The following is a 13,825-nucleotide window of genomic DNA, read 5'->3' as shown; positions in this document are numbered from 1 at the left end:
GGCACAGCTGGAGGATCGTGTTACATCCAACGGCCTGGTTGGGCAGAAACCAGGTGGCGAACGAGTTGCGTGACGGTGGCCGGGCGGCCCACGGCGGGTACCACGAGGGGCCCGCGGACCCGGGAACGACACCGGAACGAGGAGGGGGACAGCCTTGCAGCCCAGAGTGAACACGACCAGGGTCCCCGCACGCGATGCGGGCAAGGCGGTACGGTGGGGTCGTGACATCTCGATCCGCAGTCCGAGGAGGGAGGCACCGATGATCCTGCTTCGTCGCCTACTGGGCGATGTACTGCGTCGGCAGCGCCAGCGCCAGGGCCGCACACTCCGCGAGGTGTCGGCGGCAGCCAGGGTTTCGCTCGGTTACCTCTCCGAGGTCGAGCGGGGACAGAAGGAGGCCTCCTCGGAGCTGCTCTCCGCCATCTGCGACGCGCTCGACGTCCGGATGTCCGAGGTCATGCGCGAGGTCAGCGACGAACTGTCGCTCGCCGAACTTGCGGCGATGGCCACCCTCTCCGAAGGTGATCTGCTGAGGCCGGTACTCGAACCGGTTCCGCTGCCCGCCCCCGGCACCGACCGGGCGAACATGTCGCCCAAGGCCGCCGCGATGGACGTGGTCGCCGCCTGAACCCGGCCTCGACTCCCGGGCTCCTGGTGCCCGGGGCGAGCGAAGGAGGGCGGTCGTGCGCAGAGCCGCGACGGCGTGCACGGAGGCTCGAATACGGCTGCGGCGACTGATGCCGTGGCCGGCCCGCCGGGTCCTGGTGATCCTGACGGCAGGGCTGGTCTGGTGGCTGCCGGCGGTCCGGGGACAGTTGGCCGACGGCGCCGCGCTGGGGTTGCTCGCGGCCGGCGGCTGGGGACTCGGCCTGATCCCGGTCCACGCCGACCGGGACGCCACCGGGCCGGAGCGGCGCCCATCGGCGGCCGTGGCCCGGGTGGAGGCGCAACCGCCGACGGTCGGCTGAGCCACTCGAACGGGTGATACGAGCGAACGAAGGCCGCGGGGCACCGGATGCCCCGCGGCCTTCGCTGTCGGCGGACCTCAGGAGGACCGCAGGCGCAGGCCGCGCGGGGTGGCGTGGAAACCGGCCTCCTCCAGCGCGGCGCCCAGCGCCGAGCCGAGGGCAGGCTCGCCGTTCGCCCGCTCGACCGTGACGCTGCCGAGCGCACCCTCGCGGACCGCGGCCGCCAGCGCGCCCACCGCCAGCGCCCGGGTGGCGCCGTCCTCCGGCCAGGCCAGCAGTGACTTGCCGCCCCGCTCGACGTACAGCGCCAACTCGCCGTCCACCAGCACCACCAGGGCGCCCGCCTTGCGGCCCGGGCGGTGCGCCCGGGCCTCCTTGGCTCCGGGGGCCGTCGGCGGCTCCGGCCAGGGCAGCGCGGAGCCGTAGGCGTTCGCCGGATCGGCGGCGGCCAGCACCAGCACCTGCGGCGGCTCGGTGGCCGGGGCGGCCGGCCACTCGGCGGCCCGGGCCCGCTCCAGTCGTCCGTTGACCGAGCGCAGCCGGTCGGCCGCGCCCTCCATGGCGAACTGGGCGCCGCCCAGCCCCTCGACGAAGTAGCCCCGGCGGGCCCGGCCGCGCTCCTCCATCGCGGCGAGCACCCGGTACACCCCGGCGAAGCCGCCCGGCACCCGCTCGGCGGCCACCGCGCCCCGGGTGACCAGGCCGTGCCGGTCCAGCAGGCTCTGCGCCTGGGTGGTGGCCCGGACCGTCGGGTCGGTGGTGAAGGCGGGCAGCAGTGACCAGCGCCCGGCCACCGTCGGCGGGCCGCTGCGCAGCGCGCCGCCGACCCGGCCGAAGGCGCGGCCGGCGCCGCCGTAGCGGCCGCGCGGGGTCGCCCGGGGCGCGCGGTGGGCGGTGGCACCGGCCGTCCGGCCGGAGCCGAGCAGGGCGCGCAGCGGGGCGAGGGTGTCGTTGGTGACGTACCCGGCCCAGACGAGGTCCCAGAGCGCCTCGACGGCCTCCGGCTCCGGCGTCTCCTCCGGCAACTGCTGGACCAGCTGGCGGAAGAACAGGCCGTAGCCGCCGGCCAGTGCCGCCATCAGCGCGCTGTGCACGGGGGTGAGCGCGGGCGGGACGGGCTCGGGGCGCAGCAGGTGGGCGTGCTCGGCCAGGTGCAGGCTGAGCCAGCCGTCCTTGCCGGGCAGTGCGCCGGCCCCGCACCAGCCGATCTCGCCGGCCGCCGTCAACTCGTCCAGCAGGCCGGGGGAGTAGTCGGTGAGCCGGGCCGGGAGGATCAGCTTCTCCAGGGCGGAGGCGGGCAGGGCGGTGCCCTGGAGCTGTTCGACCACCCGCAGCAGGCCGTCCGGGCCGCGCAGTCGGTGGCCGGCCAGGTGCTGCCACTGCGGGAGGAACGCGGCCAGGGCGCGCGGTGGGACGGGTTCGACCTCCTGGCGCAGGGCGGCCAACGAGCGGCGGCGCAGCCGGCGCAGGACCTCGGCGTCGCACCACTCGGTGGTGGTGTGGTCGGGAGGGGTGGTGTGGAGCGCCTCCGGCGAAGGGTGTTGGCGGGCGACGGGTGGGCGGAACTGGCCCTGGACCAGTCGGCCGGCGGCGGTGAGCCGGTGCAGGGTGCCGGTGACGACGGCGGTGCCGAGGCCGAAGCGGGCGGCCGCCTCGGCGGCGGCGAACGGGCCGTGGGTGCGGGCGTGGCGGGCGAGCAGGTCTCCCAGCGGATCCTTGACCGGCTCGGTGAAGGCCTCGGGGACGCCGACCGGCAGCGGGGTGCCGAGCGCGTCGCGCAGCCGCCCGGCGTCCTCGACGGCGGACCAGCGCCGCTCGCCGGCGATCCGGACCTGGATCACCCGGCGGGCGGCCTCCAACTCCAGTGCCCAGAGCGGCTCGGCGCCGCGGGCCGCCAGCTCGGCCTCGGTGAGCGGGCCGAGCAGGCGCAGCGCGTCGGCGACGCCCTCGGCGTCCTTGATCCGGCGCTCGGGGGTGAGGCGCTGGAGCTCGGCCTCCAACTCGGCGATGACCTGCGGGTCGAGCAGTTCGCTCAGCTCGGCCTGGCCGAGGAGTTCGGACAGCAGCCGGGAGTCGAGCGAGAGGGCGGCGGCGCGGCGCTCGGCGAGCGGGGAGTCCCCCTCGTAGAGGAACTGGGCGACGTAGCCGAACAGGAGGGAGCGGGCGAAGGGCGAGGGCTCGGGGGTGGTGACCTCGACCAGGCGGACGGCGCGGGATTCGAGGTCGCCCATCAGCTCGACCAGGCCCGGCACGTCGAAGACGTCCTGGAGGCACTCGCGGACGGCCTCCAGGACGATCGGGAACGAGCCGTACTCGGAGGCGACTTCGAGCAGTTGGGCGGCGCGCTGGCGCTGCTGCCAGAGCGGGGTGCGGCGGCCGGGGCTGCGGCGCGGGAGCAGCAGGGCACGGCCGGCGCACTCGCGGAAGCGGGAGGCGAACAGGGCGGAGCCGCCGACCTGGTCGGTGACCAGCTGCTCGATCTCGGCGGCGTCGAACAGGGCGGCGTCGGCGCCGACCGGGGCCTCGTCCGAACCGGACCGCTCCGAAGGGCTGTTGAAGTCGAAGTCGGTGGCGAGGAGGTCGGCGTCCGGCAGGCGCAGCACGATGCCGTCGTCGGCGTGCATGACCTGGGGGTCGAGGCCGTGCTTCTCGCGCAGCCGGGCGCCGAGCGCGAGCGCCCAGGGGGCGTGCACCTGGGCGCCGAAGGGGGAGTGGATGACGATCCGCCAGTCGCCGAGCTCGTCCCGGAAGCGCTCGACGACGATGGTGCGGTCGTCCGGGAGGTGGCCGGTGGCGGCGCGCTGCTGGGCGAGGTAGTCGAGCAGGTTGGCGGCGGCCCAGTCGTCCAGGCCGGCCCGGTGCAGCCGGGCGGTGGCGGCCTCGGGCGTCAGGGCGCCCAGCTCGCGGGTGAACGCGCCGAGGGCGCGGCCGAGTTCGAGTGGGCGGCCGAGGGTGTCGCCCTTCCAGAACGGGAGCCGGCCGGGCACGCCGGGGGCGGGGGTGACCAGCACCTTGTCGTGGGTGATCTCCTGGATCCGCCAGGAAGTGGTGCCGAGGGTGAACACGTCGCCGACGCGGGACTCGTAGACCATCTCCTCGTCGAGCTCTCCGACCCGGCCGCCGCCCTTCTTGCCCGTCTTCGAATCGGACCCGGTGGCGCCGGCGATGAAGACGCCGAACAGGCCGCGGTCGGGGATGGTGCCGCCGGAGGTGACGGCGAGCCGCTGGGCGCCGGGCCGGCCGGTCACGGTGCCGGCCACCCGGTCCCAGACCACCCGGGGGCGCAACTCGGCGAAGGCGTCCGAGGGGTAGCGGCCGGCCAGCATGTCGAGCACGGCTTCGAAGGCGGACTGCGGGAGGGTGGCGAAGGGCGCGGCGCGGCGGACCACGGTGAGCAGGTCGTCCACCGGCCAGGCGTCCAGCGCCGTCATCGCGACCAGTTGCTGGGCGAGCACGTCCAGCGGGTTGCGCGGGACGCGCAGCGCTTCGATCCGGCCGGCCCGCATCCGCTCGGTGACCACGGCGGACTGCACCAGGTCCCCGCGGTACTTGGGGAAGAAGACGCCGGTGGAGACGGCGCCGACCTGGTGGCCGGCCCGGCCGACCCGTTGCAGGCCGGAGGCGACCGAGGGCGGGGACTCGACCTGGACGACCAGTTCGACGGCGCCCATGTCGATGCCCAGTTCCAGGCTGGAGGTGGCGACCACGGCGGGCAGCCGGCCAGCCTTCAACTCCTCCTCGACCAGCGCCCGCTGCTCCTTGGAGACCGAGCCGTGGTGGGCGCGCGCGATGACCGGCGGGGCGCCCTTGGCGACGCCGGACTCGGCCATCAGCTGGGCGGGGGAGTGCGCCTCGGGCAGCCGCTCACCGGTGGCCCGTTCGAGGGCGATCTCGTTCAGCCGGTTGCACAGGCGCTCGGCGAGGCGGCGGGAGTTGGCGAAGACGATGGTCGAGCGGTGCGCCTGGACCAGGTCGACGATCCGCTCCTCGACGTGCGGCCAGATCGACGCCTGCCGCTGCGGGTCGGCGTCGGAGGAGGCGCCGGTGGCCGGGGCCGCGGGCAGGTCGTCCAGGTCGGGGACGGGGACGACCACCGACAGGTCGAACTCCTTGGCGGCGGCGGGCTGGACGACGACGGCGCCGCGCTGCGGGCTGAGGTAGCGGGCCACCTCCTCGACCGGGCGGACGGTCGCGGACAGGCCGATCCGGCGGGCCGGGCGCTCCAGCAGTTCGTCCAGCCGCTCCAGGCTGAGCGCGAGGTGGGCGCCGCGCTTGGTGCCGGCGACGGCGTGCACCTCGTCGAGGATCACCGTGTCGACGCCGCGCAGTGCCTCCCGGGAGGCGGAGGTGAGCAGCAGGAACAGCGACTCGGGGGTGGTGATCAGAATGTCCGGCGGGTGGGTGGCGAAGCGGCGGCGGTCGGCGGCGGGGGTGTCGCCGGAGCGGGTGGCGACCTGGACCTCCGGCTCGGGCAGGCCGAGCCGGACGGCGGCCTGGCGCAGGCCGGTCAGCGGGGCACGCAGGTTGCGCTCGACGTCCACCGCGAGGGCCTTGAGCGGCGACACGTACAGGACCCGGCAGCGGCGCTTGGGGTCCGCCGGGGGCGGGGTGCTGCTCAGCCGGTCCAGGGCGGAGAGGAAGGCGGCGAGCGTCTTGCCGGAGCCGGTGGGGGCGACCACCAGGACGTCGGTGTCCTGCCGGATGGCGCGCCAGGCCTCGGCCTGGGCGGTGGTGGGGGCGGAGAAGGCGCCGGTGAACCAGGCCCGGGTGGTCGGGGCGAATCCGGCCAGGGGGTCGTCGTTCGGCGGGGTCGGGTGCGGGGGCGCCATGCCCCCATGGTGCCGGGTGGCACCGACAACCGGGGTGGGGGAGCGGAGGTCGCACGGGTGTGGTGAGCCCGGGTGTAGTTAAAGGAGCAAAAAGGCAAATCCGCTCATATGGTGATGAATCAGGCCAGTGATCCACCCCCGACCCACCGGACCGACGAGCGGAGACCGTGCGATGGCGCAGGTGAACCCGTCCGGCAGTCCCGCCCGTGCCGCCCGCCGCCGCGTCCGCGGGCCCGCCCGGGCGCTGCTCGCGATGCTGCTCACCGCACTCGTGGTCGGCGGCGCCGTCCCGTACGTGTCCGGATCCGGCCGGCCCTACCTCAGCTACCTGGTGCTCGCCGGGCAGGAGGACGCCGCCGGGGCCGCCCTGGCCGGGGCCGAGAGCCGGGCGGCGGGCGGGCAGGTGGTCCAGGAGTACCCGCAGATCGGGGCCGTCCTGGCGTACGCCACCGGCGGCTTCGCGGGCACGCTGCGGGCCCGGCCCGGGATCGCCGCCGTCGGCACCACCCGGACCGAACCGGTGGTCGCCCCGCCCCGCCTGCTGGACGGCGCCGGGGACTTCGCCGCCGGTACCGACCGCGCCGACCGCGCCGGCCGCAGCAGCACCGATCAGGCCCGTCGCGACAGCGATCACGCCCGTCGCAGCAGCACCGACAGGGCCCGTCGCGACAGCACCGACCGGCAGGACGGCGGCACCGTCACGGTGCCAGACCCGGGCGAGGGCGACCCGTGGAACCTCGCCATGCTCGGCGGCGCCGGCGCCCGGGCCGGCGACGCCTCCACCGGGATCCGCGGTCCCGCCGGCGCGCCGACCGCCGACGCGCTGCACAAGGTGCTCGTCGCGGTGCTCGACTCCGGCGTCGACGACACCCACCCGGACCTGCGCGCCGCCGTCGACCCGAAGGCCTCCGTCTCCTGCGCCGACGGCCGGCCCGACGCCCGCTCCGGCTCCTGGCGGCCCGACCCCGGGGTCAGCGAGAGCGGCCACGGCACCCACGTCGCCGGGATCGTCGGCGCCACCCGGGACGGCCACGGCGTCACCGGGGTCGCGCCGGGCGTGCGGATCGCCGCCGTCCGGCTGCTCGGACCGCTCGGCCAGTACTACGCCGAGAACATCGTGTGCGGCATGCTCTGGGCCGCCGACCACGGCGCCAAGGCGATCAACAACAGCTACTTCGCCGACCCGTGGAAGTACAACTGCCCGGAGGACCAGGACCAGGCCGCGCTGATCGCCGCCGTCGGCCGGGCCTCCGCCTACGCCCAGCGCAAGGGCGCCGTCGTGGTCGCCTCGGCGGGCAACGACGGGCAGGACCTCGGTGCCGCCCGGACGGACGAACGCAGTCCCAACGACCGGGTCTCCGGCCCGGCCCGCTCCCGCTACCTGGGCACCGAGTGCATCCGGCTGCCCGGCGAACTGCCCGGCGTCGTCACCGTCACCGCCGTCAACCGGGACGGCCGCCCGTCCGGCTACTCGAACTACGGCCGCGGCCGGGTCTCGCTGGCCGCCCCCGGCGGCGACCCGGACAGCGGGCCGCAGGGCGCGATCGTCTCCGACTGGCCGGGCGGGCAGTACGCGGCACTGGCCGGCACCTCGATGGCGGCGGCGCACGTCACCGGCGTGGTCGCGGTGGCCGCCGCCCTGCACCCGGACTACGGCTCCGCCCCGCTCGCCGCCCTGCTCGCCGGCACCGCGGCGGCCGCCTGCCCGCCCGGGCCGTACGCCTGCGGGGCCCGGCAGTACTTCGGTGCCGGGCTGCTCGCGCTGCCGCGCTGAGGCGGGCGGAAAACCGGGTGACGCCGCCCGGGCCGGCGGGTGAGGATCGGGGCGTGACCGTCTTCCTCACCACCGAGCGGCTGGTGCTGCGCCGCTTCACCGCAGCGGACGTCGACCACCTGGTCGAACTGGACGGCGACCCGGAGGTGATGCGCCACCTCACCGGCGGGCGGCCGACCGCGCGGGAGCGGGTCGAGGGCGAACTGCTGCCGCTGTACCTCGCGCACCACCGGCGGTACGGCGACCTCGGCTGGTGGGCGGCCGAGGAGCGGGACGGCGGGGCCTTCCTGGGCTGGTTCGAGTTCCGGCCGACGCGGGACGGCGACCGCTCCGAGGTCGAGCTGGGGTACCGGCTGCGCCGGGCCGCCTGGGGGCTCGGGTACGCGACCGAGGGGGCGCGGGCGCTGGTCCGCCGCGGCTTCACCGAACTGGGCGTGCGGCGGGTGGTGGCGTACACGATGACGGTCAACGCGGGCTCGCGGCGGGTCATGGAGAAGACCGGGCTGTCGTTCGTCCGCACCTTCCACGAGGACTACCCGGAGGCGATCCCCGGCAGCGAGCACGGTGAGGTCGAGTACGCGCTGACGGCCGGGCAGTGGCGGGCCCGGAGCGGGGCCGCGCGGTCCGGGATACTGGAGCCATGAGGCTGACGGAGTTCTGGCGACGGATGCACGCGCACTTCGGGGAGGCGTACGCGGAGTCCTTCGCCTCCGACCACGTGATGAGCGAACTCGGCGGGCGGACGGTGCGGCAGGCGCTGGAGGCGGGCTGGGAGGCCAAGGACGTCTGGCGGGTGGTCTGCGAGACCCAGGGCGTCTCCGGCGTGCTGCGCTGACCACCGCCCGCCCGCGGGACCGACCCCGCCCCGGCGGGGTGCCCGGTGCTCGGGCGGTTCCGGGGGATGGGTGAGACTGTCGGAGTGACAAGCAGCGCAGAAGCACAGAATTCGGACAGGACGGCGCGGGTCGCCGACGAGGCTCCGGGCCCGCCGCCCGAACCGCGGCTGCCGGAGGGCGCGGCCGGCGGCCTCTGGGGTGGCGGGATGCCGCGCTGGCTGCCCCGGGCGATGGTGCTGGCCCTGGTGCTGGTCGGGCTGTTCCAGCTCGCCGACTGGGCCTTCCACCAGCTGATCGACCTCTTCGTGATGCTGCTGGTGGCCTTCTTCCTCTCGCTGGCGCTGGAGCCGGCCGTCGACCGGATGGCGGCGCGCGGGGTGCGTCGCGGGATCGGCACCTTCCTGGTGTTCGTCGCGGTGGGGATCGCGGTGATCGGGTTCCTCGCGGCGCTCGGCACGCTGCTGGTCGATCAGGTCGCGAAGATCGCCGGGGACCTGCCGCACCTGGTCGACAACCTGATCAACTGGGTGAACCGGACGTTCCATCAGGACCTGTCGCTGGGCGAGCTGCAGAAGAAGCTGCTCAAGGACTCCGGCGCGATCGAGAGCTACGCCCAGCAGGCCGCCGACAACGTCTGGGGCCTCTCCTCCACCGTGATCGGCGGGCTCTTCCAGGCCTTCACGGTCGGGCTGTTCACCTTCTACTTCACCGCCGAGGGCCCGCGGGTCCGCCGGACGGTCTGCTCGATGCTGCCGCCCGCCAAGCAGGGCGAGGTGCTGCGGGCCTGGGAGATCGCACTCGCCAAGACCGGCGGTTACCTGTACTCCCGGGCGCTGCTCGCGGTGGTCTCCGCGATCGGGCACTGGGTGATGTTCGCGCTGCTCGACCTGCCGTACGCGGCCGCGCTGGCGGTCTGGGTCGGCGTCATGTCGCAGTTCGTGCCGACCATCGGGACGTACCTGGCCGGCGCGCTGCCGGTGCTGGTGGCGCTCACCGTGCAGCCGGTGGACGCGCTCTGGGTGCTGATCTTCGTGGTGGTCTACCAGCAGGTCGAGAACTACCTGCTGCACCCGAGGATCACCGCGCGGACGGTGGACGTGCACCCGGCGGTCGCGTTCGGCGCGGTGATCGCGGGCGCGGCGCTGCTCGGCGCGGTGGGCGCGCTGATCGCCATCCCGGCGGCGGCCACCTTGCAGGGCTTCGTCGGAACGTACGTGCGGCGGTACGAGGTGGCCACCGACCCGCGGATCGACCGGGGCGAGCAGCGGCGGGCCCGGCGGGAGCTGCGCCGGGAGGCGGCGCGGCGGCTGCGGCGGATGGTCGGCGGCGACGGGAGGTGACCCGGCCGGCGGTGGCGGCACCGTTCGGACGTGCGAGGCTTGAATCGAACAGTTGTTCTCTATACTCTCCGGCGAGGAGTTTTCCACAGGCGGAGCCGGGTCGGGCTCGTTTGTCAGTGGGACGCGCTAGCGTCGAGGACGATGAAGCGCACAGCACAGAACCCGAGGGTGGAAGCCATGGCAGGTACGGACCGCGAGAAGGCCCTTGAGAACGCACTCGCTCAGATCGAGCGGCAGTTCGGCAAGGGCTCGGTGATGCGCCTGGGCGAGAAGGCCAACGAGCCGATCGACGTGATCCCCACCGGGTCCACCGCCCTGGACGTCGCCCTCGGTGTCGGCGGTATCCCGCGCGGCCGGGTGGTCGAGATCTACGGCCCCGAGTCCTCCGGCAAGACCACCCTGACCCTCCACCTGGCGGCCAACGCCCAGCGGGCCGGCGGCACGGTCGCCTTCGTCGACGCGGAGCACGCGCTCGATCCCGAGTACGCCAAGAAGCTCGGCGTGGACACCGACGCCCTGCTGGTCAGCCAGCCGGACACCGGTGAGCAGGCGCTGGAGATCACCGACATGCTGATCCGCTCCGGCGCGGTCGACCTGATCATCATCGACTCGGTCGCGGCGCTCGTCCCGCGTGCGGAGATCGAGGGCGAGATGGGTGACTCGCACGTCGGTCTGCAGGCCCGGCTGATGAGCCAGGCGCTGCGCAAGATCGCCGGTGCGCTGAACCAGTCGGGCACCACGGCGGTGTTCATCAACCAGCTGCGCGAGAAGATCGGCGTCATGTTCGGCTCGCCGGAGACCACGACCGGTGGCCGGGCGCTGAAGTTCTACGCCTCCGTCCGGCTGGACATCCGCCGGATCGAGACCCTGAAGGACGGCACCGAGGCGGTCGGCAACCGCACCCGCGTCAAGGTGGTCAAGAACAAGGTCGCCGCGCCGTTCAAGCAGGCCGAGTTCGATATCCTCTACGGCGTCGGCATCAGCCGCGAGGGCGGCCTGATCGACATGGGCGTCGAGCACGGCTTCATCCGCAAGTCCGGCGCCTGGTACACCTACGAGGGCGACCAGCTCGGCCAGGGCAAGGAGAACGCCCGCAACTTCCTGCGGGACAACCCGCAGCTCGCCGACGAGATCGAGCGGAAGATCAAGGGCAAGCTCGGCATCGGCCCGAAGACCGAGGAGCCGGCCGAGGGCGAGGCCGTGGCCGCTGCCGCCGACGGCGCCGCGAAGCCGATCACCGCGACCGCCGCCAAGACGGCCGCGGCGAAGAAGACGGCGGCGGCCGCCAAGGCCTGAACCGTTGACGCAGCACGACGCAGTGGGTGAGGGCGGACCGGCGGGTCCGGACGGCGACGACTACGGGCCGCCGGACTGGTTCGCCGCCGTGGCGGGGGAGCCGGAGCCGCCGTTCGAGGCGACGCCCCGGGCGCGGTCGCAGTCCCGGAAGGGGCGGCGGCGGGAGCGGTCCTCCGCCGCACAGTGGGCATCCGGTTCGGAGCCGGAGTTCGACCGGGCGCCGGCCCGGGCGGTGCGCGGCGCGGCGCCCGGGCCGGCTCCGGCGGAGCCGACGGTGGACGAGCTCGGGCTCGTCTCCGCCTCCGAACTGCCCACCGGCCGCCGCAGGCGGCGATCGGCACTGGCGGCCGAGGAGTTCGACGAGGCCGGCTCCGCGACGGCGGGCAGCGGCCGGGGCGAGGCCGGGGCGGTCGGTCACGGGGGTGTGACCGCTCCGGCCCCGCGCACCGGTGCCGGGACGCGTCGTGGGCGGCGCACTGCGGCCGGGCGCTCCGCCGGGCACGCCTCGGACGAGGCGGGCGCTCCGGGTGACGAGCGAGACCCCTCCGCCCGTACCGGCCGAACCGCGCGGAAGCGGGCCGGGGCCGAGGAGACGGCCGATCCCGAGGGCCGTGCCCGCGACATCTGCCTGCGGCTGCTCACCGGCGCCGCCAAGAGCCGCAAACAGCTCGCCGACGCCCTGCGCAAGCGGGAGATCCCGGACGACGTCGCCGACGAGGTGCTCACCCGGCTCGAAGAGGTCGGGCTGATCGACGACGCGGCCTTCGCCGCGGCCTGGGTGGAGTCCCGGCACGCCGTCCGGGGGCTGTCCCGGCGGGCGCTGGCCCAGGAACTGCGCACCAAGGGCGTGGCCGCGGACCTGGTCGAACAGGCCGTCGCCCAGCTCGACCACGACGACGAGACCGAGGCCGCCCGGGCGCTGGTGGACCGCAAGCTGCGGTCCACCCGGGGGCTGGACCCGCAGGTCCGGATGCGGCGGCTGGTCGGCGTGCTGGCCCGGCGCGGCTACTCCGAGGGGCTGGCGTTCCGGGTGGTGCGGAGCGCGCTGGACGAGGAGGAGCCGGGCGAACCGTCGGGAACCGGGAGGGACTAGTGGCCGTCCGGTAGCTATTGCGTACGCTTCTTGGTCCAGTCCAGGTCGAGTCTTGACCGTTTCGTGACCCGCGCCTAGCCTCGCACTCAGTGCGGGGGCGCTTCCGGACGGCGGTCCACGCCGGGCGGCGGACAGCGGTGACGGGGAGTGGGCGGCATGAGGATCTCTGCGGGCACCGGATCGGACGCCTCCCTGCTGCTCCTCGCCGGGTCGGCCGGCGCCGTCCTGCTGCTCCTCGCCGTCCTGGTCGGGTTGCTGGCCAAGCGGCTCCGGGCCGCCCAGCGGCGCGCCGGCGTCGAGGCCGAGCGCGTTCGCGGCTGGGCCGAGCAGCAGACCTCCCGGCAGCGGGCCGAACTCGACCGGCGTGAGGAGCAGTTGGCCGAGGAGCTGCGCCGGGTCCGGACCAGGGAGGACGAACTCGCCGCGCGCTCCGCCGAGCTGGAGCGCGCCCGGGGCGAGGCCGAGGCGCTGGTGACCCGCCGGGTGGCGGTGCTGGAGCGGGCCGGCGGACTCTCCGCCGAGCAGGCCCGCGCCGAACTCCTGCACGAGGCCGCGACCACGGCCCGGCGGGAGGCCGCGGTCACGGTCCGGGAGCTCGAGCGCGAGGCCAGGGAGGAGGGCGAGCGCCGGGCCCGGGGCATCCTCGCCGGGGCGATCCAGCGGCTGGCGACGGTGCAGACCGCCGAGACGGCGGTCACCGTCTTCCGGCTGCCGAGCGAGGACATGAAGGGCCGGATCATCGGCCGCGAAGGCCGCAACATCCGTGCCTCCGAGGCGGTCACCGGCGTCAACCTGATCATCGACGACACCCCCGCGACGGTGCAGCTCTCCTGCTTCGACCCGGTCCGCCGGGAGACCGCCCGGCTCACCCTGGAACAACTGGTCGAGGACGGCCGGATCCACCCGACCCGGATCGAGCACGTCCACGAGCGCAGCCGCGAGGAGGTCGAGCAGTGCTGCGTCCGGGCCGGTGAGGACGCCCTGCTGGACGCCCGGGTCGGCGGGATGCACCCCGAACTCGTCCGCACCCTGGGCAGTCTGCGCTACCGGGTCTCGTACGGGCAGAACGTGCTCGGGCACCTGCTGGAGTCCGCGCACCTGGCCGGGATGATGGCCGCCGAGCTCGGGGTGGCCCCGGAGCCGGTACGGCGGTCGGCACTGCTGCACGACATCGGCAAGGCGCTCACCCACGAGGTCGAGGGCAGCCACGCGGCGGTCGGCGCGGACTTCGCCCGCCGGCACGGGGAGTCCCCGGAGGTGGTGCACGCGATCGCCGCGCACCACGGCGAGGTGGAGCCGCGCACCGTGGAGGCCGTGCTCACGCAGGCCGCGGACGCCTGTTCGGGCGGGCGGCCCGGGGCGCGCAAGGAGTCGCTGGAGGTGTACGTGCGGCGGCTGGCGCGGCTGGAGGAGATCGCCCGCGCGCACGAGGGCGTGGCCGAGGTGTACGCGATGCAGGCGGGGCGCGAGGTACGGGTGATGGTGCGGCCGGAGGAGGTGGACGACCTCGGGGCGCAGCTGATCGCCCGCGAGGTCGCCCGGCAGGTCGCCGAGGAGCTGACCTATCCCGGCCAGATCCGGGTGACGGTGGTCCGGGAGAGCCGGGCCATCGCGGTGGCGAGTTAGGCCCTGCCCGGCCCTGCCAGGCCCTGCCAGGCCCTGTCCGGCGCACGCCCGGGGCGCGCGCCA

Annotated in this window: 10 protein-coding genes; 9 read left to right on the top strand and 1 reads right to left on the bottom strand. The window is 75.0% G+C overall.

The window, feature by feature from the left end:
- Positions 1 to 259: 259 nt before the first annotated feature.
- Both AB0O82_RS17770 and AB0O82_RS17765 read left to right on the top strand, forming a co-directional pair.
- Complete coding sequence (locus tag AB0O82_RS17770) at positions 260 to 628, top strand: helix-turn-helix transcriptional regulator (RefSeq protein WP_049660741.1); 369 nt, start codon at positions 260 to 262, stop codon at positions 626 to 628.
- A 55-nt stretch (positions 629 to 683) separates the two neighbouring features.
- Entirely contained in the window at positions 684 to 968 is a 285-nt protein-coding gene (locus tag AB0O82_RS17765) for a hypothetical protein (RefSeq protein ID WP_363584605.1), read from the top strand.
- Between the two features lie 77 nt (positions 969 to 1,045).
- On the opposite strand, the gene AB0O82_RS17760 is transcribed toward AB0O82_RS17765, so the two are convergent.
- Complete coding sequence (locus AB0O82_RS17760; protein ID WP_363584603.1) at positions 1,046 to 5,797, bottom strand: ATP-dependent helicase; 4,752 nt, start codon at positions 5,795 to 5,797, stop codon at positions 1,046 to 1,048.
- Positions 5,798 to 5,969: 172 nt separating this feature from the next.
- On the opposite strand from AB0O82_RS17760, the gene AB0O82_RS17755 reads away from it, so the two are divergent.
- The 7 genes from AB0O82_RS17755 (at position 5,970) to rny (ending at position 13,762) form a co-directional block, all read left to right on the top strand.
- Positions 5,970 to 7,571: a S8 family serine peptidase gene (locus AB0O82_RS17755; RefSeq protein ID WP_363584601.1), complete on the top strand. Its 1,602-nt coding sequence runs from the start codon at positions 5,970 to 5,972 to the stop codon at positions 7,569 to 7,571.
- 53 nt (positions 7,572 to 7,624) lie between these two features.
- Entirely contained in the window at positions 7,625 to 8,215 is a 591-nt protein-coding gene (locus tag AB0O82_RS17750; RefSeq protein ID WP_363584599.1) for a GNAT family N-acetyltransferase, read from the top strand.
- Positions 8,212 to 8,406, top strand: a complete 195-nt coding sequence (locus AB0O82_RS17745; protein ID WP_363584597.1) for a DUF3046 domain-containing protein — start codon at positions 8,212 to 8,214, stop codon at positions 8,404 to 8,406. Before AB0O82_RS17750 ends, AB0O82_RS17745 begins: the two co-directional genes overlap by 4 nt.
- A 207-nt stretch (positions 8,407 to 8,613) precedes the next feature.
- Positions 8,614 to 9,747, top strand: a complete 1,134-nt coding sequence (locus tag AB0O82_RS17740; protein ID WP_363584633.1) for an AI-2E family transporter — start codon at positions 8,614 to 8,616, stop codon at positions 9,745 to 9,747.
- 177 nt (positions 9,748 to 9,924) lie between these two features.
- Positions 9,925 to 11,043, top strand: coding sequence for a recombinase RecA (gene recA, locus AB0O82_RS17735; RefSeq protein ID WP_363584595.1), 1,119 nt, complete (start codon positions 9,925 to 9,927; stop codon positions 11,041 to 11,043).
- A 340-nt stretch (positions 11,044 to 11,383) separates the two neighbouring features.
- Complete coding sequence (recX, locus tag AB0O82_RS17730; protein ID WP_363584631.1) at positions 11,384 to 12,136, top strand: recombination regulator RecX; 753 nt, start codon at positions 11,384 to 11,386, stop codon at positions 12,134 to 12,136.
- A 156-nt stretch (positions 12,137 to 12,292) separates the two neighbouring features.
- The gene (gene rny, locus AB0O82_RS17725) at positions 12,293 to 13,762 is read left to right on the top strand and encodes a ribonuclease Y (protein WP_363584593.1); all 1,470 of its coding nucleotides are present in this window, start codon (positions 12,293 to 12,295) and stop codon (positions 13,760 to 13,762) included.
- The last annotated feature ends 63 nt before the right edge of the window (positions 13,763 to 13,825 follow it).

Source organism: Kitasatospora sp. NPDC088264, assembly GCF_040685715.1.
GTDB lineage: Bacteria > Actinomycetota > Actinomycetes > Streptomycetales > Streptomycetaceae > Kitasatospora.
The sequence above is the reverse complement of the archived record's forward strand: the minus strand, read 5'-3'. Positions and strand labels throughout refer to the sequence as shown.